Origin of the sequence: Roseicyclus mahoneyensis (assembly GCF_003148775.1) — a bacterium.
In the GTDB taxonomy this organism is placed as follows: Bacteria; Pseudomonadota; Alphaproteobacteria; order Rhodobacterales; family Rhodobacteraceae; genus Roseicyclus; species Roseicyclus mahoneyensis.
Window position 1 is genome coordinate 57855 of record NZ_QGGW01000004.1, and the last position, 20566, is coordinate 78420.

The following is a 20566-nucleotide window of genomic DNA, read 5'->3' on the forward strand; positions in this document are numbered from 1 at the left end:
TCACTGGCCCATCGACATGGTGCGCGCCATCAAGGTGCGCAGCGTCGAGACGGCCTCGAGCGTGGTCTGGTACTGGCGGCTGGCATCCATCATCTCGACCATCTCTTCCTCCTGGTTGACGGAGGCGCGGAAGATGTAGCCGTCGGCGTCGGCGTCGGGATGTTCGGGCATGTGAATGCGTTCGGGCGCCCGGTCGAGCGGGACGATGCTGTCGACCGTGACGGTCGCAAGCCCGGTCTGCCCCACCGCGCTGTCATATTCGCTGCGGAACACCGGCCGGATCGGGCGAAAAGCGCCTTCCTCGGTGCCGCTGACGGCGCCCATGTTGGCAAGGTTGGTGGCGACGGTGTTCAGCCGCACCATCTGGGCCGACATCGCGCGGCCCGCCACGTCGAAGACATTTTCGATTGTCATCCTCATTCTCCTCGCATGGCGCGCATCAGGCCCGAGATGCGGCGGTTCAGAAACATCAGGCTGGTCTGGTAGCGCAGGGTGTTCTCGGCGAATTCCATCTGTTCGACGCCCGCCTCGACCGTGTTGCCGTCAAGCGCGGGTGTGACCGGCACCCGGTAGCCAAGCTGGCCGGGCGTGGCACCGCCGGTTGCGATGTGGCGCGCGTCGCTGATGGCAAGTGCGCCGCCCGCACCCACCCGCGCGGCAAGTGTGGTCTGGAAATCGAAATCCCGCGCCTGAAAGCCCGGCGTCGCCGCATTGGCGAGGTTGGACATCAGCACGCCGTTGCGTGTCTCGCGCAATTGCAGGGCGGTGGCATGAAGCGCCAGGTGATCGCGGATCGAGGTCATCTTGGGTCCGGTATCGGGGTCTTGCGGGTTTTTTGGCCGGGCGCGCGCCCGTCTGGTCCGGAACTTGCAACCGCCGTGCCAAATGCCCCGTGCGGAGTTTGAAGATGACCCAAAGCCCCGAGGACCACCCGACCGAAAGCCCGCCCGCGCCGATCGCGGTGCCCGTGCGCGCGCGGCGCAAGACCGCCCTGCCACGAGCGCTCAAGCGGTTGCACGAGCGCCTGCGCGTCCTGCCCGCGCCCGAGGCGCTGGACCTGCTGGCCGAGGCCTCGGCCGGGCTGCGCACACCCGAGGCGCGCCTGCTGGCGCTGCGCTTGCGGTTGCGGCTGATCGCCGACGGGCTGGAGGGCGCGCAGCCCCCCGCCCCTGCACCCGTCAAGCGCGTGCGAAAGACGGCCAAACCGGTCAACCTGCCCCCCCCGGAGCCGGTACCGACACCCGAGCCGCCGCCCAAGCCCGCGCCCCGCGCCCGGGCGATTACGCTGAACACCCTCGATCCCTCGGACCCGTCGATCTTCGGCATGCTGAGCGCGCTGTCGGCTCCGGAAGAGCCACCCGCCCCGCCGCCGCCTGCAGCGGCGGTCGATCCCTTCGCCCTGCTGTCGGAACTTGGGGGCGACGACCCTTCGACGGACGAGGCGACAATCGCCCCCTCAGAGATGGAAGATCCCTTCGCCTTGCTGTCGGAGCTTGGCGATGACAAGGACATCCCGGCAAAAATGGCTCCCTCCGCCGGTGCGGCAGCCGATCCCTTCGATCTTCTCGCGCAGCTTGGCGGCGACGAAGACACCCCCACGGACAGCGGGCAGCCCGGTGGGGACGACGCGCGCGCGCAGGGCTAACGCAGGCAAAAACGAAAACACGGTGCGAGAGCCTCGCACCGTGGTGTCGCAACAAACGCCCGGATGGGCTTGAAAGATATCTATCAGTGCAGCGTGGCCGCCCCGAGCAGCGACAGGACAAGTGCCGCCTCCGCATCATTAAGCTCGATCGTGCCGGGTAGGGCCGCGTCGTGATCTTGCGCGGTCTCACCGCCAACGCACGCGATGGTCAACGCGAGTGCGCCTGCATAAACGGCGGAGGGCCGCGCAACGACCGGCATGTAGAGGCTGGTTTCCTGCGCCGGACCGACGACGCGGGCCAGACCCTGCCGCAGCAACATGGCAGGCGTCAGCGTCACCGCATCAGCGCCGAAATGCAGCTCGGCGATCCAGCCGGATACAACAATCTCTTGCTCGGCCGCGAGGATCAGGGGCTTGCCGCGGCCAAGAATACCGGCGGGCAGCATGACCTGCGAGGTCGCGGAAGGCGAGCCGGGCAGGCAGCGCAGCAGACGCAGCAAAGGCTGGTGACCTTCCGTCGTCTCGAGCAGCTGACCGGGTACCAGATCCTCGACCGCGACAAGGCCATCGGCCGTTTCAACCCTCGTCCCGGCGGCAAGTCCGCAGGCAAAAGGCAGGGCTGCGGGCAACACCTGGCGGCGTTCGGTGGCGATGGGAAAGTCGTGGCGCAGAACAGGGATCATCTCGAAGCCTCCTGACAGGGGTGCTGGCTCAGTTCACGGCAGGAAGTGTGAAGAAACCGTTTGCGTTGCGCGCATGGGTCACGCTGGAGAGGTTGTCCATCAGACCTGCGACCATCGGATCGATCGACTGGAAGGTGAAGAACGTCATCACCACCGCAGCGATACCCGCCAGCGTGGCGATCACGACCCAGAAGAGATGGGTGTGCCGCGACAACACTGCAGACGGCACGCTCGTGTCGAAGGTCGAGTGAAAGCTGTCAAAACGTGCAGTGTTGGCCATGGTGTTCTCTCCGTGGTCTGACGTGTGTGTCGTGGCGGCGGCATCCGGAGGGATCCGTGTCGCCATGAGCAGACACTACGAAAGCGGAGAGTATGACGCGCGTGGATATGGGTATGACGACCGGGTCCGAAATCGCATATCATCCACCCTTCGATGGGCATGTTTAACTTTAGATACCTTTCGCCGCGCCAAAGGGTCGAGATCGCGCCCTGAACCTGCGTGCGGGACTTGCGCGAAGGATCAAAGAAAAAGGGCCGCCCCCAATGGGACAGCCCTTTGTCAATGTGATGATTCCCGGGCGGTTTCAGCCGACCAGTTCAAGACCGGCGAAGAAATAGGCGATTTCTTCGGCAGCGGTTTCCGGCGCGTCGGAGCCATGGACCGAGTTCTCGCCCTTGCTCACGGCGAAATCCTTGCGGATCGTGCCCGCTGCGGCTTCGGCCGGATCGGTCGCGCCCATCACTTCGCGGTATTTTGCGATGGCGTTCTCGCCTTCCAGCACCTGCACGACAACGGGTTCCGAGGCCATGAATTCGCACAGCTCACCGTAAAAGGGGCGCTCCTTGTGGACAGCGTAGAAATGACCGGCCTGCGCCGGGGTCATGTGAATGCGCTTTTGCGCGATGATGCGCAGGCCCGCCGCCTCGATCTTCGCGTTGATCGCGCCGGTAAGATTGCGCTTGGTGGCATCGGGCTTGATGATGGAAAAGGTGCGCTGAATGGCCATGTGAGGTGTCTCGCCTGCATGAGGGATGGGGTTTGCGCGCCGGGTAGCATGCACCGCGACGCTTGGAAAGGCGTCATTCTTGCGGCTGCCGCGCCGCCCCGCGGGCGGCCAGCACCGCCAGGCCCAATGCCACGACAGAGGCCACGATCATCAGCGCAAGCAGGCGCAGCGGAGTGGCCCCCGCCGCCATCCACGGCAGCGTCAGCCCCGTCAGCACCGCGCCGCCGAACAGTTGCAGCGCGCCCGACAGGCCCGCGGCACTGCCCGCGAGATCGGGCCGTACCGAGATCAGGCCTGCATTGGTGTTGGAGATCGTCAGGCCGTTTCCCAGTCCCACGCAGATCGTGGCCCCGAACAGCACCATCGGATGCGACACGCCGATCAGGAACAAACCCGCCCCCACGCACAGCCCCGCCAGCGCAAAGCTGCGACCTGTCAGAATCAACACACTCACGCCGAGCCGCGGCGCGAGTCGGGCGGTGACCGTCGACCCGATCATGTAGCCGCCCGTGATCGACCCCAGCCCGACACCGATCCATGTCGTCGACAGGCCGAAACTCGCCTGCGCCACGAAGGGCGCGCCCGTCAGGAAGATGTAGAAGGTGCCGACAGAGACACCGGTGCACATCGCATAGGCCCAGAACAGGCCGGACCCCAAAAGCGCGCGATAGGCCGCCATCTGTTCTTGCGGGCTGCGCCGCACCTGCACGCGCGTTTCGCCCCAGTCGAACCAGCACAGCACAAGACATGCCGCCCCCAACCCCGCATAGAGCGCAAAGATAGCGCGCCAGCCGATCAGCGTATCCAGCACGCCGCCAAAGGTCGGGCCGATCATCGGCGCGATGGCCATGGCAGCGGCGATCGTACCCATCTTTCCCGCCGCCTCGCGTGTCGTATACATGTCGCGCAGCGCCGCCAGCCCCACCACGCTGCCCGCCAGCACCAGCGCCTGCACCAGACGGCACGCCAGAAAGACACTGAAATCCGTCGCCACAGCCGCCCCGAGCGACGCCAGCGCATAGACCGCCACCGCGACGAGAATCACCCGCCGTCGTCCCAGCAGATCCGAGATCGGCCCAAGGATCAGCTGCAACACGCCCGCCGCCACCATATAGGCCGACACCGCCAGCCCCATCGTCGCCTCGCTGACGCCGAAGTCTTCTGCCATGTGCGGCAGGGCGGGCAGAAACATGTTGAGCGTCAGAACCACCATCGCAACCAGCAAGATCATCGTGCCGAGATGAGGCGGGGTGCGGGCAGGCGCGATCACGGCGGCGGGGGTCCTGAACAGGTCGAACGCGTCTGCGCTACCACCCCCCGAGCTGCCGCGCCAGAGCAGGCCCGAACATGGCATTGACCACGCGGGCCCACCCTGCCACATCGCGCCCATGTTGCGCATCAAAGACATCTCCTATTCCGTCGCCGGCCGCCCCCTGTTCGAAGGGGCAAGCGCCACGATTCCCGCAGGCCACAAGGTCGGCATCGTGGGCCGCAACGGCGCGGGCAAGACCACGCTGTTCAAGCTGATCCGGGGCGAACTGGTGCTCGATGGCGGCAGCATCGAATTGCCGTCGCGCGCCCGCATCGGCGGCGTCGCGCAAGAGGTGCCCGGCAGCGAGGTGTCGCTGATCGACACGGTTCTCGCCGCCGATGAGGAACGCGCAAGCCTGATGGCCGAGGCCGAGGGCGCCACCGGCCACCGCATGGCCGAGATCCAGACCCGCCTGCAAGACATCGACGCCTGGTCTGCCGAGGCGCGCGCGGCCTCCATCCTCAAGGGTCTGGGCTTCACCGACGAGGAACAGCGCATGCCCTGCTCCGCCTTTTCGGGCGGCTGGCGGATGCGCGTGGCGCTGGCGGGCGTGTTGTTCTCGCAGCCCGATGTGCTGCTTCTGGACGAACCCACCAACTACCTCGACCTCGAAGGCGCGCTTTGGCTGGAAAGCTATCTGGCGCGCTATCCGCACACGGTTCTCATCATCAGCCACGACCGGGAACTCCTGAACCGGGCCGTGGGCTTCATCTTGCACCTCGAGAACCGCAAGCTGACGCTCTACACCGGCGGCTACGATGATTTCGCCCGCGCGAGGGCCGAGGCGCGCGCGATCCTGACGGCGGCGGCCAAGAAGCAGGACCTCCAGCGCGCGCATCTGCAATCCTTCGTGGACCGGTTCAAGGCCAAGGCGAGCAAGGCCAAACAGGCGCAATCGCGCGTCAAGATGCTGGAAAAGATGACGCCGATCCGCGCCCCCGAGGATGCGGCGCGCACCGTCTTCACCTTTCCCGCGCCAGACCAGCTGTCGCCCCCCATCCTTGCGCTGGAAGGCGCGGCCGTGGGCTATGACGGCACGCCCGTGCTCAAGAAATTGTCGCTTCGGATCGATCAAGATGACCGGATCGCCCTTCTGGGGCGCAATGGTGAGGGAAAATCCACGCTCTCCAAGCTTTTGGCGGACAAACTTCATGTTATGGAGGGCAAGGTCACGTCGTCCTCGAAGCTGCGCGTGGGCTATTTCGCGCAGCATCAGGTGGATGAGCTTCACATCGACGAGACGCCGCTGGCCCATATCCAGCGCATGCGGCCCGGCGTGACCCCGCCCAAACTGCGCGCGATCCTTGCCGGCTTCGGCCTTGGCGCAGATCAGGCCGAGACCGAGGTCGGGCGCCTGTCGGGTGGGCAAAAGGCGCGTCTCTCCCTGTGCTTGGCGACGCTTGACGCGCCCCATATGCTGATCCTCGACGAACCCACAAACCACCTCGACATCGAAAGCCGCGAGGCGCTGGTCGAGGCGCTGACCGCCTATTCCGGCGCTGTGATCTTGGTCAGCCATGACATGCATCTTCTCAGCCTTGCCGCAGACCGCCTCTGGCTGGTCAAGGATGGCGCGGTCAGCCCCTATGAGGGAGATCTGGAAACCTATCGGGCGATGCTGCTCAAGGGTGACGAAAAGCCCGCAAAGGTTCAGAAAGACAAGGAAAAGAAAAAACCCGTCCTGACGCAGGAGCAGGTCAAGGAGCTGCGCGCCGAGGTCAGGCGCTGCGAGGCGCGGATCGCCAAGATCGAGGAGATGCGCGGCAAGCTGGCCACCAAACTTGCCGATCCCGATCTCTACGAGGACGGCCGCGCGGGCGAACTTGCGACATGGCAGAAGAAATACGCCGAGGTGATGGACGGCCTTGGTCGGGCCGAGGCGCTGTGGCTGGCGGCGTCCGAAAAGCTGGAAGGCGCGCTGGCCGATTGAGCCACCGCGTGACACACTGCCCTATCGCGCCCAATCGCCGGTCACTTTATTGACAATGTCAAACGCAACCCCTGATCGGACGCCCGCCATGGCCCAGCCCACCGGATATACCCGCGCGCAGATCGCGCTTCACTGGATCACGCTTGTGCTGGTCGCGCTGCAATACATCTTGCACGACAGCATGTCGGTGGCGTGGGCGGCCTTGATCGACGGGCGCGACGTCGTGTTCAACCCGTTGGTGGCACAGCATGTCGCCACCGGCGCGCTGGTCGCGGTGCTGACCTTCGTGCGGCTTGGCCTGCGGTTGAACCATGGTGCGCCGCCGCCGCCCGCCTCGGAACACGCGGCGCTCAAGATCGTGGCGCAAGCAACCCATTGGGGGTTCTATGCGCTGCTGATCTTGATGCCCGTCTCGGGTGCGGTGGCGTGGTTCAACAGCGTCGAAGGGGCCGCGCAGGCCCATAACGTGTTGAAAATCGCCCTTCTGGCGCTCATCGCGCTGCATGTGGTGGCGGCGCTGGTCCACCAGTTCATCTTCAAGACCAATCTGATGGCGCGGATGACACGGCCCGTCGCCTGAGCGGTCCTTGACCTTGGGCGGGCGGCAGGGCATGGCGCGAAGCCATGGATCTCGCCCTGTATATCCCCGCCTTCGTGGCATTGTTCGTCGTGATCGACCCGATCGGCATGGCGCCCTTGTTCGTGGCGCTGACCGCCGGCCAGACCGCGCGCCAGCGCCGCGCCATCGCCATTCGGGCCTGCGTCGTCGCCTTCGGCATCCTGACGCTGTTCGGGCTGGCAGGCGAAGCGGTGCTAAACTTTCTCGGCATCTCAATGCCCGCGTTCCGCATGGCGGGGGGCATCTTGCTGTTCCTGACCGCGCTCGACATGCTTTTCGAACGCCGCGGGCCGCGCCGCAAGGGTCAGGCCGATCAGGCGGAGGCTGACCACCGCGACGATCCTTCGGTCTTTCCGCTGGCCATTCCGCTGATCGCGGGACCGGGCGCGATTGCCACGATGATCTTGCTGACCGGGCAGGAAGGCGGCGATTTCACCCATGTCTTGCTGGTGCATCTCGTAATGCTGGCCGTTCTCGTGGTGGTCATGGCGTTGTTCCTGCTCGCTGCCCCACTGGAGCGGTTGCTGGGCCCGACCGGCATCAACGTGGTCACGCGGCTGCTCGGCATGTTGCTCGCGGCGCTGTCGGTGCAGTTCGTGATCGACGGAATGCGCGACCTGGCCGTGATCTGAGGCGCGCGCCACCCTATATGCGCAATGAAAGCCAAAAAGGACGCGTGCCATGGACATGACCGGGGACCAGATCGGATCGATGATCTACCTGCTTTTGCTGGGCACGGTGATCGCGGGCTGGTATCTGGTGGCCAACCGCAGGCAATTGGGCCGCGTGGCGCAGCATGCCGCGATCTGGGTCTTCATTTTTCTGGGTGCGATCGTCGCCGTGGGCATGTGGACCGATGTGCGCGACACCGTGGCACCGCGGCAAACCCTGATGCAGGACGGCGCGCAGGTCGTCATTCCCATGGCGCCTGACGGGCATTTCTACCTGACGCTCGAATTGAACGGCGTGCCGGTGCGCTTTGTCGTCGATACCGGCGCCTCCGAGATGGTGCTGTCAGCGGAGGATGCCGCGCGCATCGGCATCAGCCAAGACGCGCTGGTCTTTTCTGGCCGGGCGCTGACCGCCAACGGTCAGGTCGCGACCGCACCGGTCAGGATCGAGACGGTGGCGCTTGGCCCCCATGTCGACACTGGCGTGCGGGCCGTGGTCAACGGCGGCGATCTGTTCGAGAGCCTTCTGGGCATGAGCTACCTGCGCCGTTTCGACCGGCTGGAGATTGCAGGCGGGCGCATGGTGCTGGAGCGCTAGGTTTCCGCCTTCATCGTCCAGCGCCCGCTTTCCTCGGACCAGTATTTCGCCTTGACGCCCGCGTCCTTGTAGAGACGCCACTGGTCGCGCGCGCCCTGCACCGCCTGAGGGTGATACCCATCGAAAAGGACCATGGCGCGCTTGAGGCTTGCCAACTCGCCCGTCGCGATTTCCGCGCCTTCGACGGCCAGAACACAATCGGGCCGGTTCGCAGCCTCGGCCCCGGTCGTCAGCAACACGGGCTGGTCCGCGTCATGCGCCCCCCCCGCCCGCCCGTGCGGCAAGAACCCCGCCTCATCCCCAAGCCAGAGCGCGGCATCCAGCCGGTCGAGCATGGCGTCCGTCCGCCCCCGCACCGCGACGCGCCAGCCCGCGCCCAGCGATTTCTCGACCAAAAGACGCAAAGCTCCCTCCAGCGGAGACTGCGTCAGGTGGTAAAAGAAGACCTCGGCCACGCCTGCCCCCCTCAGCCCTCGAACTGGTCGCGGATCATCTTGTCCAGCGCCATGACCCCCCAGCCCGTCGCGCCCTTGGGCGCCAGCATGGTGTCGGATTTCACCGAGGCGACCCCCGCGATGTCGAGGTGGATCCACGGCACCTCGGGCTTGACGAAGCGCTGCAGGAACTGCGCCGCCGTGATCGCGCCCCCGTCGCGGCCACCGACATTCTTCATGTCGGCGACGCGACTTTTGAGCTTTTCGTCATAGGCAGCCCCCAGCGGCATCCGCCAGGCACCCTCGCCCTCGGCTTTTGCCGCCTTGAGGAAGGCGTCGCAGAGCGCGTCGTTGTTTGAAAAGACGCCCGCGTTCTCATGACCCAGCGCGATGATGATGGCGCCTGTCAGCGTGGCAAGGTCGATCATGCCCGAGGGCTGGAACCGGTCTTGGGCATACCACATCACATCGGCCAGAACGAGGCGACCCTCGGCATCGGTGTTGATGACCTCGATCGTGTCGCCCTTCATCGAGCGCACCACATCGCCGGGGCGCTGCGCATTGGGGCCGGGCATGTTCTCGACCAGCCCGACCAGACCGACGACATTGGCCTTGGCCTTGCGCAGCGCCAGCGTGCGCATGACGCCCGCCACCACGCCCGCGCCGCCCATGTCCATGGTCATGTCTTCCATACCGGCGGCGGGCTTGAGGCTGATACCGCCGGTGTCGAAGACCACGCCCTTGCCGATCAGGGCAAGCGGCGCCTCGTCCGCGCCGCCCTTCCATTGCATCACCACGATCTTGGACGGGCTGTCGGACCCCTGCCCGACCCCCAGCAGCGCGCCCATGCCGAGGCTCTGCATCTCGTCTTCCTCGAGGATCTCGATCTCGAGGCCCAGATCGCGCATTGCAAAGAGACGGTCGGCGAAATCCCTGGTGGTCAGGATGTTGGCGGGCTCGTTGACCAGATCGCGGGTGAAGAACACGCCCTCGGCCAGCGCCAGCAGCGGGGCTGCCTCGGCGCGCAGGGCATCGGGATCGGACACCATGATGACGGCATCCTTCTGGGCCTCGGCGGGTGCGGTCTTGTGATCGGTAAAGTCATAGGACCGCAGAACAAGGCCAAGCGCCAGATCGGCCAAGCGGGTCGTTCCACCCGTGGCCAGCGTCAGCGCCTCTGCGCCCTTGAACTTGGCCAGCGCCGCGCCGGCCTTGCGCGCCTCCTCGGACGAGGGGCGGCGAGGCAGCTTTGCGATCAACAGCGCCTTGGCCTCGATGCCGACGGGAAATCCCATCGTGAACCCCTCGCCGACCTTGACCTTTTCCCAGCGGTCGCTGTCCAGCAAACGTGCGAGTGCACCGCGCGTCAGCTTGTTCAGCCGCCGCCCCGCCGGATCGAGCTTGCCGTCGGGCGGCACAAGCACGGCCAGATTGCCCTCCGCCGACGCGAGCGCATCGAGATCGGTCTGGGTGAAGGTGACGGCAATCGGTTTGGTCATGGGGCGCGGTCCTCGTGGCGATGGCATGCGCAGGGGCCGGGCGGGACGCCGTGGCCTGCGTGCCGCAAGACTAGGGCGGGTGTCTTGCCTTGACCAGATCACCCTCGCGCAGGCCGGTCGTTTGTCTTACAAACGATGCTATCGGCCTGCCAGCCGGTCAAAGATATTGGGGGATGTCACGTTTTGGGGCGGTATGACCGCTATATCTTGTCCCAGTTGGTCGTTCTGTTCGGCTTTTTCAGCCTGGTTCTGATCTCGGTCTATTGGGTCAACGAAGCCGTCGATCTGTTCGATTCGCTGATCGCGGATGGGCAGACCCTTTCGGTGTTTCTGGAATTCACCGCGCTGAGCCTGCCGCAGATCATGGTCATGGTCCTGCCGGTCGCGGGATTCGTGGCCACGCTCTACATCTTCAACCGTCTGATCGGCGACAGCGAAATGGTGGTGTTGCAGACCGCCGGCCTGTCGGCGGCGCGGCTGTTGCGCCCGGTTCTGGCCTTCGGCCTGATCCTCGGGCTGGTGGTGGCCGTCTTGGGCAATTTCCTGGCCCCCATCGCGCGCGGGCAGTTCATCGACCGCAGCCAGCAGGTCCAGCAGGACATGACCGGGCGCTTCCTGCGCGAGGGGCAGTTCCTGCACCCCACCGCCGGTCTGACGGTCTATATCCGCGAGATCACCGATCTGGGCGAGTTCCGCGACCTGTTCTTGCAAGACCGTTCGGACGCGCAGAGCGAGACCACCTATACCGCGACGCGCGCGCTTTTGCTGCGATCCGAGACCGGCCCGCGTCTGGTCATGTTCGACGGGCTGGCCCAGACGCTCAACATCGCGACCGGGCGCCTGTCGACGGTGCGGTTCGAGGATTTCACCTATGACATCGGCGCGCTGATCGGCGATGGCGGGTTTCGCAGCTTCGATCTGCGCGAATTGCCGACATGGGTCTTGTTGACGGCGGATGCCCAGACCGCAGACCAGCTTGGGCAAGGGCTGGCGGCCATGCGGCTGGCGGGCCATGAGCGGATCGCACGCGCGCTCTTCGTGATCTTCCCGCCGCTGATCGCGGCTGCCTGCCTGATGCTCGGCGGGTTTTCGCGCTTTGGCGTCTGGCCACAGATCTTGCTTGCTGTGGGCCTTGTGATCCCGCTCCAGATGATCTGGAACGCGGCGGAGAGTTTGGCGATCCGGAATGTCGATCTGCAATACCTTGCCTATCTGCAACCGCTGGTGGCAGCCGTGTTGACGGGCGCGCTGACATGGTTGGCGATGCGGCGCAAAAGACCGCGACGGCACGGGCCGCAGGGAGTGCCGGCATGATCTTGCACCTCTACATCGCGCGCCGTTTCCTGCGGGCGCTGGGGATCGTCACGGCGGTGTTCGTGGCAATCTTGTTGCCGCTCGATCTGGCCGAACAGTTGCGCCGGATCGGCCCGGAGCAGGGGTTTTCCCCGGTGCTGGAACTGGCGCTGCTGAACCTTCCGGGCAAACTCTACGAGATGATCCCGCTGTTCGTGCTGCTGGGAACCTTGTTGATGTTCCTCGGTCTCGCGCGCAGTTCCGAATTGGTGGTGGTGCGCGCCGCAGGCCGGTCGGCGCTGCGGGCAGCCGCCTCGCCGGTGGTGGTGGCGGGCTTGCTGGGCGTGCTCGTGATTGCCGTGCTGAACCCCATCGTGGCGGCCACCGAGCAGCAATTCGATCTGCGCAGCGCGCGCTATCTGGGGGCCGAGGAACGCACCGTTTCCGTCAGCGCCGAGGGGCTGTGGCTCAGGCAGGGCAGTGCGGGCGATCAGACAGTGATCCGGGCGGGAGCGACCAATTCAGATGGCACGCATCTGTTTGACGCGAGCTTTTTCACCTTCGATCCCGAGGGTCGTGTGGTCAACCGCATCAACGCGCGCGAGGCGGTTCTGATGGATGGCGCATGGGACCTGTCGGGGGTGCGTCGCTGGCCGCTGGCGGACATCGGCAACCCCGAGGCCGCCGCCGAGAGCTTCGAGCATCTGAGCCTGCCCTCGACGCTGACACGCGAACAGATCCGCGACAGTTTCGGCAAGCCCGAGACGGTGCCGCTCTATGAATTGCCGGCCTTCATCGCGCAACTGAACGATGCGGGCTTTGCGGCCCTGCAACACCGCGTGTGGTTGCAGATGGAACTGTCCTCGCCGCTCATGCTGGCCGCGATGGTGCTGATCGGTGCGGGTTTCACCATGCGCCACACGCGGTTCGGGCGCACGGGCGTGATGGTTCTCGCGGCGATCTTGCTGGGGTTCGGCACCTTTTTCATCCGGTCCTTCGCGCAGGTTCTGGGCGAGACCGGGCAACTGCCCGTGGCCCTTGTGGCCTGGGCCCCGCCGGTGGCGGCGATCTTGATGGCGTTGGCCTTCTTGCTGCACACGGAGGACGGATGAGACCCGCCGCCCGTCATCTGGCCGCAACCGCCCTTGCCGCGCTGATCCTGGCGCTGCCTGCCCGTGCGCAGGACGCGACGACACCGCCCGCCACGCTGATCGCCGACAGCATCCGCTTTACCCAAGCCGATCAGGTGATCCGGGCCGAGGGCGGGGTGGAGATCTTCTTTCAGGGCGCCCGGTTGCGTGCGGCTGCGGTCATCTATGACGGCGCGACCGACCGGGTGCAGGTCACCGGCCCCATCACACTGACCGAACAGACTGGCCGCTCGGTCATCTTCGCCGATTTCGCGGAGTTGTCAGCCGACCTTCAGGACGGCGTCCTGCGCTCCGCCCGTCTGGTTCTGGACCGACAGCTTCAGATCGCCGCGACCGAGATCGAACGGTCCGATGGCCGCTATACCCAGATGTATCAGGGCGTCGCCTCGTCTTGCGAGGTCTGTTTCGACAACCCTGTGCCCCTGTGGGAAATCCGCGCGCGCCGCGTCGTGCATGACCGGCTGGAGCGCCAGATCTATTTCGACGACGCCAGTTTCCGCGTGATGGGCCTGCCCGTTGCCTATCTTCCGCGCCTGCGCGTGCCCGATCCGACGCTGGAGCGCGCCAATGGCGTGCTGACCCCATCGCTCAGAGCCAATGACGACACCGGCACGCATCTGCGCCTGCCCTATTTCATTACGCTCGGCCCGTCGGCGGACGTGACGCTGACACCCTGGATCGGGGTGGGGGAGACGCGGACGGTCGAACTGCGCTACAGGCAGGCCTTCAGCACAGGAACCATTCAGGTCGATGGCGCGATCACCGACGACGATCTGACCGATGCCGATCTGCGCGGCTATCTCTTCGCCCGCGGGCAATTCGCGCTGCCCCGTGAGTTCACACTCGATTTCGGTATTCAGGGCGCTTCCGACCGTGGTTATCTGACGACCTACGGATTCACTGCGCCCGATATCCTCGAAAGCTATCTCCGGGTCAGCCGTGCCAGCCGCGACGAGTACCTCGGTTTCGGCGCCACGCTCTACAGTTCGCAGCGCGAAGGCGACGACAACGAGATATTGCCCAACCGGGTCCTGCACGGCGAATACACCCGTCGGTTCGTGCCGGGCGGCCTTGGTGGCATCGCAACCATGGGGCTGGAAGGGTTGAGCTATTACCGCCAGTCCGACGTGGACGGGCCGGACGGGCGGGACGTGGCGCGGCTCTCGGGCTTTGTCGACTGGCGGCGCGACGCGGTTCTGCCGGGAGGCGTGCTGTTGGCCTTCGAAGGGGCGCTCTACGCCGATATCTACAACACGCGACAGGGTGCGGCCCTGAGCGGCACCGAGACCCGCATCGCGCCGTTTCTGGGCGTGGAATTGCGCTATCCGCTGGCACGGACGACGGCGAGCGGCGTCACCCATCTGCTGGAACCCGTCGCGCAACTGGTCTGGTCGGATGTGTCGGGCGGGGCGGTGCCCAACGAGGACAGCCTGATCGTGGAATTCGACGAGGCCAACCTGTTTGCGCTCGACCGCTTTCCGGGTGAGGATCGGCGCGAGGCCGGCCTGCGCGCGAACCTTGGCCTGGGATATACCCGCACCGATCCGTTGGGCTGGTCGCTGGGCGTGACGGCGGGCATCGTCTTGTTTCAGGAAGACCTTGCACAATACACCCCGGGCTCGGGCCTCGACGGCATCCAGTCCGATTTCTTGCTGGCGGCCCATTTCACCCAAGGGGACCGGTGGCGCGTGATCAACCGGGCGCTCTTCGACAGCAGTTTTTCGTTCACCTCGAACGAACTGTCGCTGGGGTGGCGCGGCGACCGGCATGTGATGGAAACCAGCTACACTTGGCTGCAGGCCGACCCGGCCGAGGGGCGCCCGCTCGACATGGGGGAATGGGCTTTTGACGCCGAATACGAGATCGAGCGGGGCTGGGTCGCCGCGGCCGACTGGCGCTACGATTTCGTCGAGAGCGCGCCGACCCGCGCGGGCCTTGCGCTGGGTTACAGCAACGAATGCGTCGACATGGAATTTTCCGTCGCGCGCCGGTATACCACCTCCACCACCGTCGCCCCGGCGACGGAATTCGGGCTGACCGTCTCGCTCAACGGATTTGGGGCGCAACGATCGAGCCGCACCCACAGCCGCAGTTGCCTTCGCTAGGCAGGCGGTCCACAACAAGGACAGCGGGCCCCGCCCGCACGCAAAGCCCCAGAGCAGACCGGACGACAGACGCGATGATCCAGATCCCCCAGACCCCGATCCGCCGTTTCCTGCGCATGCTTGCGCTGGCCGCGCCTCTGGCCCTGCCTGCCGTGACGGCCTCTGCGCAATCGCCCTTTTCCGCCGCCGTCCGGGTCAATGACAGCATCGTGACCTGGTACGAGATCGACCAGCGCGCCCTTTTCCTCGAGGTGCTGCGCGCGCCGGGCGACCTGCGCGCCGAGGCGCTTGAGACGCTTGTCAACGAACGCCTGCAGGTGGCCGAGGCCCGGCGCGTCGGTGCGCTGGCCTCGCCCGAAGAGATCGAGGCCGGCGTGGAGGAATTCGCCGCCCGTGCAGATTTGGGAGCCGAACAGTTCATTCGCGCCATAGGCGAGGAAGGCGTTGCGCCCGAAACCTTCCGCGATTTCGTCGCCAACGGCATCTCGTGGCGCAACGTGGTGCGCCGCCGCTTTGGCGCGCGCGTCCAGATCACCGACGCCGACATCGACGAGGCCCTGCAGTTTACCCCGCGACTTGACGGCGCGACCATCCTTCTGGCCGAGATCGTGGTGCCGCGGACACCCGAGAACGAGGAAACCCTGCGCAGCGAACTTGCCCGGCTGGCGGCGGACCTGAATTTCGACACCGAGACCTTTTCCGAGGCGGCGCGGCGGTTTTCGGCTGCCACCACGCGGGAAAACGACGGGTTGACCGGCTGGCGTCCGCTGAACGCCGTGCCGCCGCAGCTGCGCGAGGACATGGTGCTTTTGGCGTTTGGCGAAACCTACGGGCCCGTGTCGCTGGGACCGGCCATCGCCATCTTCCAGATGCGCGGCCTGTCCGAGGGCGCTTATCGCGCGCAGGCCGTGACCTCGGTCGATTATGTGACGGTGCCCCTGCCGTCCATCAGCACCGAGGACGGGGCTGCCGCCGCCGCCGCGCTGCGTGCCGACATCGACGTCTGCGACGATCTCTATGGTCAACGGCCCGGCGCCTTCGAAAGATTTGACCAACCGTTGGGCGCGATCCCCGGCGACATCGCCATGGCGCTGGCAGCGCTGGATGCAGGCGAGATGAGCTTTTCGGTGACCCGTAACGCAGGGACCACGACGCTTGCAGTCATGCTCTGCGCCCGCAATGTCGCCGAGCCGGAGGCGGGCCGCGATGCCCTGCGTCAGCAGTTGATCGTCCAGCAGCTGGAAGGCTACGCGGACGCGCTGTTGGAAGAACTGCGCGCCGACGCGATCATCACCTACGAATGAGCGCCGAGCCCCCCGTTGCCGTCAGCATCGGCGAGCCGTCGGGCATCGCGCCCGAGATCCTGTGCAAGGCATGGCAGCGGCTGGGGTCGCGTCTGCCCTTCTTTGTCATCGGCGACCCCGCGCATCTGGCAGGATACGGCGTGGAGCCGGTGCCGATCGCACGACCCGCCGATGCGGCTGCCGCCGCGCGCCGCGGCCTGCCCGTGCTGCCCCATGCCTTTCCGGCCCCCGCAATCCCCGGCCAACCCGCGCCCGAGAATGCCGCGAGCGTGATCGACGTCATCGCCCGCGGCGTGGATCTGGTCATGCGCGGCGAGGCAAGCGCGCTGACCACGGCCCCGATCCACAAGAAGGCGCTGATGGATGGCGCGGGATTCCGGTTTCCGGGGCACACCGAATATCTCGCCCATCTGGCGGGGGTCGAGCGGGTGGTGATGATGCTGGCCTGCCCCGACTTGCGGGTGGTGCCGGCGACGATCCACATTGCGTTGTCGCAGGTTCAGGCCGCGCTGACCCCCCAGCTCTTGACCGACACGATCCGCATCACGCATGCCAGCCTGATCAGCGATTTTGCCATCCCCGCGCCACGCATCGCGGTGGCGGGCCTGAACCCCCATGCGGGCGAAGGCGGGGCGATGGGGCGCGACGAGATCGAGGTGATCGGCCCGGTGATCCGCGCGCTGCGCGCCGAGGGGCTGGCCGTCAGCGGGCCCCATTCCGCCGACACGATGTTCCATGCCGGCGCGCGGGCGGGCTATGATGCGGCGATTGCCATGTATCACGATCAGGCGCTGATCCCGATCAAGACGATCGATTTCGCGGGCGGCGTGAACGTGACGCTGGGCCTGCCCTTCATCCGCACTTCGCCCGATCATGGCACCGCCTTCGACATCGCGGGCACGGGCCGGGCCGATGCCACCAGCCTGATCGCCGCGCTGGAGATGGCGCGCGACATGGCCCGCCAGCGGCACGCGACCTGAGGGCCGAAGGCCGAAGGCTTGGGGCCAGTCAGACCGGCATGTCGTTGAACAGGTCGTCCTCATCCCCGCCGGGCACACGGTCCTCGGGCACACGCGGTTTCAGCTTTGGCACCTCTGCCTCGGTCGAAGGCTTTTCCTCGGGGCGACTGCGGCGTCGCAACTCGGTATGCGCCTTGGCGGCTGCGGGTTTGTCATTGGGCATGGTTCGGCCTCCCTTGGCTCGAATGTGGGGGCAAGCCCCCGATCAGCCCGACCGCGCCCAAGGCGATGTCGGGCCGCGGCTTGCGTCAGCGCCGTGGCGGGCTTCAGCGTCTTTGCCTGCGGCCTTGTCGGCGCGATGCGCCCGAATGTCGGAGACGATGGTCGGGGTCTCGCGCTCTGTGGCCTGAGACAGCAGCGTCCGGGCAACCGCACGCCCGGTGACCGGCGACAGCAAGATCGCCTCCAGGACACGATGGATATGGCTCTGGTCGCGGTCGGGATCTGGGTTCGACATCGGCAAAGCTCCGGTCGAGGGGGTGTGGACGCGACCTCGGGTCGCTAGCGGGCGCAGGTCCGGCAAAACGGCGTGTAGGGCAGCAGATCCAGCCGTTCTTCCGAAATCTCCTCGCCGCATTTGACACAATCGCCGTATTCGCCCGCGTCCATCCGCACGAGGGCCGCGCGGATCCGCGCGATCTCGGTCTGTCCGGACTGGCCCAGACGTTCCAGCACCTCGTCGCCCTCGCGCTCGGTGGCCAGTTCCTCCCAGTCCTTGGACTGGTGGCTGTCGAGTTCGGCATCAAGCTCGCGCAGGCGGTCCACCAGAAAGGCGAGGCGCTCGTCCAACTGGGCGCGGCGGGTGGCAAGATCGGTCATCGCGGGCCTCCTCCTTGATGTGTGGTCTTGGGCAGGGCTGACCTGACTGACATAGCCTAGCAGGGGCGCGCGGCGGTCACTTTGACATGGGTCAACGTGGTCTTTCCCTCGAGCCGGGCTTGCGGCATGGTGCCCCCGACACCGCTGACAGGAGCCCATGATGGATCTGCGCCCGATCACCGACAGCTACGCCGTCGCCCCGCAACTTGACCCTGCCGATATGGTAACGCTGGCAGCCTCCGGCGTCACCACCGTAATCTGCAACCGCCCCGACGGCGAAAACCCGCCGTCGCATCAGGCGGCCTCCATGCAGGCCGCGGCCGAGGCTGCGGGCCTTGCCTTTGTCTTCAACCCGGTCGTGGGCGGCCAGTTGACCATGGACAATGTCGAGGAACAGCGCGACGCGATCGATGCCGCCGAAGGGCCGGTGGTGGCCTATTGCGCCTCGGGCAACCGGTCGACCATCGTCTGGGCGCTGGGGATGTCTGGCGATCTTCCGACCGACGAGATCATCTCCCGCGGCGAGACATGGGGCTACCAGCTGGAATGGCTGCGCCCGCAGATCGAGGCACTTGCGGAACGGGCGGACTGAGGCGCTTGGCGCGCCTGTCGCCCACGGCACAGGGCATTGTCTTGATGCTCGCGGCGATCTTTCTTTTTTCTACCATGGATGCCACCGCCAAGGCGTTGATGGACCGCTACGCGCCGATGCAGGTGGTCTGGGCGCGCTATGCCGGCATGATGACGGTGGTGGCCGTGATCCTCGCGCCGAGGCTGGGGCCCTTGCTGCGCACCCGTCACCTCGGGCTACAACTGCTGCGGTCGGCCTTCCTGTTCGCCGCGACCCTGTCGTTTTTCACCGCGATCAGCACGATGGACATCGCCGCCGCCACCGCCGTGATGCAGGTGCATCCCGTGATCCTGACGCTTGGCGCGGCGCTTTTGCTGCGCGAACCGCTGGGGCCGCGACGGATCTTCGGGATCCTGGCAGCGCTGAGCGGCGCGCTGATCGTGATCCGCCCGGGCGCGGATCTGTTTTCCTGGACCGCGCTGCTGCCGCTTCTGGGGGGCGCGTTCTACGCCAGCTACGCGCTGACCACGCGCTTTTTGGGGCGCGACGAGCCGATCCTGACCTCGTTCCTCTATACCGCGATCATCGGCACGCTGGTGGCCAGCGTGCTGACCGTGCCGGTCTGGCAGACACCAAGCGTGGGCGATGCCGCGATCTTTCTGGGGCTGGGCGCGGTCGGGGCGCTGGGGCAGTTCTTGCTGATCCGCTCGCTGACCATGGCCGAAGCAGGCGCGGTTGCCCCCTTTGGCTATGCGGGCGTGGTCTTTGCCAGCCTCTGGGGGTTCTTGGCCTTTGACGAGGTGCCGGACCGCTGGACCTTCCTCGGGGCGCTTGTGATCGTGGGGGCGGGTCTTTATGTCTGGCACCGCGAAACCCGCGCGCGGGCCGCCGCTGCTACGGCATGACACCCGCGCCCAAGACGGACTGACCTTACGGACCGATGGCCAAACCCCGCCGCCTCTGGGTCGACTGGACCGTCGATCGTTGTGCCCGCGGCCTGCTCTGGGCGGCCTTCCGCCTGCCCTATGCGCGCCGCGTGCCGATGATGGGGGCGGTATTCCGCGCCCTTGGCGGGATCACCGGCTTTCGGACGCGGGCCGAGGAACAGCTGGCCTATATCCACCCCGAGATGCGCGCCGATGAGCGGCGGCGCATCGCAGACGCAGTGCTCGACAATTTCGGCCGGGTGCTGATCGAGAATTATTCGACCACGGACCAGTTGGAATGGGCAAAATGCTGGCAACCGCGGGGGCCCGGCCTTGAGACCTGCGAGCAGGCGCGCCGCGCAGGGCGCGCGATCCTCTTCGTGTCGGGGCATTTCGGCAATTATCAGGCGGCGCGCGCGGCCATGAACGTGCGCGGCTACCAGATGGGCGGGCTATACCGGCTGATGAACAACCCCTATGCCAACGCCCATTATGTCGCCTCGGTCGAGGGGGTGGGCGGCCGCGCCTTCCCGCGCGACCGGCGCGGGCTGGCGGGGTTCGTGCGGGTCTTGCGCGACGGCGGACAGGGCGCGATCTTGATCGACCAGTATTTTTCGGGCGGCGAGCCGCTCGATTTTCTGGGCAAACCGGCCCCCACGGTGCTGTCGGCGGGCGAACTGGCGTTGAAATACGACGCGCTTTTGGTGCCGATCTATGCCGAGCGGCAGGACAATGGCCTCGATTTCGACGTGACGATCGAGACGCCGATCCCGCACACCGACGCCCGCACCATGACGCAGGCGCTTAACGACAGTCTCGGCGCCCGGGTCCGCGCCCGGCCGGACCAATGGTTCTGGGTTCACCGGCGCTGGAAACCGCTGCGGCAGGCGGGCCAGTTCCCGCCGCTCGACCCCGACAGCCCGGCCACCGAAGCCCTGCCCGAGGCTGAAGAGACCCACACAACGTCGTCGCAGTGACGA

General features: G+C 66.3%; 24 protein-coding genes. 13 read left to right on the forward strand and 11 right to left on the reverse strand.

What is annotated here, in order from left to right; translation table 11 throughout:
• Complete coding sequence (gene flgC, locus C7455_RS09510; protein WP_109667678.1) at positions 1 to 420, reverse strand: flagellar basal body rod protein FlgC; 420 nt, start codon at positions 418 to 420, stop codon at positions 1 to 3.
• Positions 417 to 803 carry a flagellar basal body rod protein FlgB gene (flgB, locus tag C7455_RS09515; RefSeq protein WP_109667679.1) on the reverse strand — a complete coding sequence of 129 codons (387 nt, stop codon included), beginning with the start codon at positions 801 to 803 and terminating at the stop codon, positions 417 to 419. The genes flgC and flgB overlap by 4 nt, the downstream gene beginning before the upstream one ends.
• A 104-nt stretch (positions 804 to 907) precedes the next feature.
• Between flgB and C7455_RS09520 the strand changes: the two genes are divergently transcribed.
• The gene (locus C7455_RS09520) at positions 908 to 1645 is read left to right on the forward strand and encodes a hypothetical protein (RefSeq protein ID WP_109667681.1); all 738 of its coding nucleotides are present in this window, start codon (positions 908 to 910) and stop codon (positions 1643 to 1645) included.
• 83 nt (positions 1646 to 1728) lie between these two features.
• On the opposite strand, the gene C7455_RS09525 is transcribed toward C7455_RS09520, so the two are convergent.
• The 4 genes from C7455_RS09525 to C7455_RS09540 all read right to left on the reverse strand — a co-directional run bounded on the left by C7455_RS09525 (position 1729) and on the right by C7455_RS09540 (position 4743).
• Positions 1729 to 2328 (reverse strand): Hint domain-containing protein, encoded by a 600-nt coding sequence (locus tag C7455_RS09525; protein ID WP_109667683.1) that lies wholly within the window; start codon positions 2326 to 2328, stop codon positions 1729 to 1731.
• A 28-nt stretch (positions 2329 to 2356) separates the two neighbouring features.
• Entirely contained in the window at positions 2357 to 2608 is a 252-nt protein-coding gene (locus C7455_RS09530) for a hypothetical protein (protein ID WP_146199971.1), read from the reverse strand.
• A 304-nt stretch (positions 2609 to 2912) separates the two neighbouring features.
• Positions 2913 to 3335, reverse strand: a complete 423-nt coding sequence (gene ndk, locus C7455_RS09535) for a nucleoside-diphosphate kinase (protein WP_109667686.1) — start codon at positions 3333 to 3335, stop codon at positions 2913 to 2915.
• 73 nt (positions 3336 to 3408) lie between these two features.
• The gene (locus C7455_RS09540; RefSeq protein WP_245904282.1) at positions 3409 to 4743 is read right to left on the reverse strand and encodes a multidrug effflux MFS transporter; all 1335 of its coding nucleotides are present in this window, start codon (positions 4741 to 4743) and stop codon (positions 3409 to 3411) included.
• Here C7455_RS09540 and C7455_RS09545 point away from each other — a divergent pair.
• The 4 genes from C7455_RS09545 (at position 4724) to C7455_RS09560 (ending at position 8465) form a co-directional block, all read left to right on the forward strand.
• Complete coding sequence (locus C7455_RS09545; protein WP_109667688.1) at positions 4724 to 6577, forward strand: ABC-F family ATP-binding cassette domain-containing protein; 1854 nt, start codon at positions 4724 to 4726, stop codon at positions 6575 to 6577. The two genes, C7455_RS09540 and C7455_RS09545, sit on opposite strands and share 20 nt — an antisense overlap.
• Positions 6578 to 6665: 88 nt before the next feature.
• The gene (locus C7455_RS09550; RefSeq protein WP_170119044.1) at positions 6666 to 7157 is read left to right on the forward strand and encodes a cytochrome b; all 492 of its coding nucleotides are present in this window, start codon (positions 6666 to 6668) and stop codon (positions 7155 to 7157) included.
• 44 nt (positions 7158 to 7201) lie between these two features.
• Positions 7202 to 7828: a MarC family protein gene (locus C7455_RS09555; protein ID WP_109667691.1), complete on the forward strand. Its 627-nt coding sequence runs from the start codon at positions 7202 to 7204 to the stop codon at positions 7826 to 7828.
• A 49-nt stretch (positions 7829 to 7877) separates the two neighbouring features.
• Positions 7878 to 8465 carry a retropepsin-like aspartic protease family protein gene (locus C7455_RS09560; protein ID WP_342767628.1) on the forward strand — a complete coding sequence of 196 codons (588 nt, stop codon included), beginning with the start codon at positions 7878 to 7880 and terminating at the stop codon, positions 8463 to 8465.
• Here C7455_RS09560 and C7455_RS09565 read toward each other — a convergent pair.
• The gene (locus C7455_RS09565) at positions 8462 to 8920 is read right to left on the reverse strand and encodes a DNA polymerase III subunit chi (RefSeq protein WP_109667692.1); all 459 of its coding nucleotides are present in this window, start codon (positions 8918 to 8920) and stop codon (positions 8462 to 8464) included. The genes C7455_RS09560 and C7455_RS09565 overlap by 4 nt on opposite strands.
• A gap of 11 nt (positions 8921 to 8931) precedes the next feature.
• On the reverse strand, positions 8932 to 10398 hold the full coding sequence (locus tag C7455_RS09570) for a leucyl aminopeptidase (RefSeq protein WP_109667694.1): 1467 nt from the start codon (positions 10396 to 10398) through the stop codon (positions 8932 to 8934).
• Between the two features lie 135 nt (positions 10399 to 10533).
• Between C7455_RS09570 and lptF the strand changes: the two genes are divergently transcribed.
• From lptF to pdxA, 5 genes are all read left to right on the forward strand, one after another.
• Positions 10534 to 11712, forward strand: coding sequence for an LPS export ABC transporter permease LptF (lptF, locus tag C7455_RS09575; protein WP_109667696.1), 1179 nt, complete (start codon positions 10534 to 10536; stop codon positions 11710 to 11712).
• Entirely contained in the window at positions 11709 to 12803 is a 1095-nt protein-coding gene (gene lptG, locus C7455_RS09580) for an LPS export ABC transporter permease LptG (RefSeq protein WP_109668155.1), read from the forward strand. Before lptF ends, lptG begins: the two co-directional genes overlap by 4 nt.
• The gene (locus C7455_RS09585) at positions 12800 to 14947 is read left to right on the forward strand and encodes an LPS-assembly protein LptD (RefSeq protein WP_109667697.1); all 2148 of its coding nucleotides are present in this window, start codon (positions 12800 to 12802) and stop codon (positions 14945 to 14947) included. The genes lptG and C7455_RS09585 overlap by 4 nt, the downstream gene beginning before the upstream one ends.
• Positions 14948 to 15021: 74 nt before the next feature.
• The gene (locus C7455_RS09590) at positions 15022 to 16251 is read left to right on the forward strand and encodes a peptidylprolyl isomerase (RefSeq protein ID WP_170119046.1); all 1230 of its coding nucleotides are present in this window, start codon (positions 15022 to 15024) and stop codon (positions 16249 to 16251) included.
• Positions 16248 to 17231 (forward strand): 4-hydroxythreonine-4-phosphate dehydrogenase PdxA, encoded by a 984-nt coding sequence (gene pdxA, locus C7455_RS09595; RefSeq protein WP_109667699.1) that lies wholly within the window; start codon positions 16248 to 16250, stop codon positions 17229 to 17231. The genes C7455_RS09590 and pdxA overlap by 4 nt, the downstream gene beginning before the upstream one ends.
• Before the next feature lie 28 nt (positions 17232 to 17259).
• Here the strand turns inward: pdxA and C7455_RS20130 are convergent, their stop codons facing one another.
• Genes C7455_RS20130 through C7455_RS09605 form a run of 3 tightly spaced genes read right to left on the reverse strand, consistent with a single transcriptional unit; the run spans position 17260 to position 18089 of the window.
• Entirely contained in the window at positions 17260 to 17433 is a 174-nt protein-coding gene (locus tag C7455_RS20130) for a hypothetical protein (protein ID WP_170119047.1), read from the reverse strand.
• 42 nt (positions 17434 to 17475) lie between these two features.
• Entirely contained in the window at positions 17476 to 17727 is a 252-nt protein-coding gene (locus C7455_RS09600; RefSeq protein ID WP_109667700.1) for a hypothetical protein, read from the reverse strand.
• A 44-nt stretch (positions 17728 to 17771) separates the two neighbouring features.
• Complete coding sequence (locus C7455_RS09605) at positions 17772 to 18089, reverse strand: TraR/DksA family transcriptional regulator (protein ID WP_109667702.1); 318 nt, start codon at positions 18087 to 18089, stop codon at positions 17772 to 17774.
• A 160-nt stretch (positions 18090 to 18249) separates the two neighbouring features.
• Here C7455_RS09605 and C7455_RS09610 point away from each other — a divergent pair, with 160 nt between their 5' ends.
• Genes C7455_RS09610 through C7455_RS09620 form a run of 3 tightly spaced genes read left to right on the forward strand, consistent with a single transcriptional unit; the run spans position 18250 to position 20563 of the window.
• Positions 18250 to 18681 carry a protein tyrosine phosphatase family protein gene (locus tag C7455_RS09610; protein ID WP_109668159.1) on the forward strand — a complete coding sequence of 144 codons (432 nt, stop codon included), beginning with the start codon at positions 18250 to 18252 and terminating at the stop codon, positions 18679 to 18681.
• Positions 18682 to 18725: 44 nt separating this feature from the next.
• Complete coding sequence (locus C7455_RS09615) at positions 18726 to 19565, forward strand: DMT family transporter (protein ID WP_281269410.1); 840 nt, start codon at positions 18726 to 18728, stop codon at positions 19563 to 19565.
• A gap of 35 nt (positions 19566 to 19600) precedes the next feature.
• The gene (locus C7455_RS09620) at positions 19601 to 20563 is read left to right on the forward strand and encodes a lysophospholipid acyltransferase family protein (RefSeq protein WP_109667705.1); all 963 of its coding nucleotides are present in this window, start codon (positions 19601 to 19603) and stop codon (positions 20561 to 20563) included.
• Positions 20564 to 20566 lie beyond the last annotated feature (3 nt).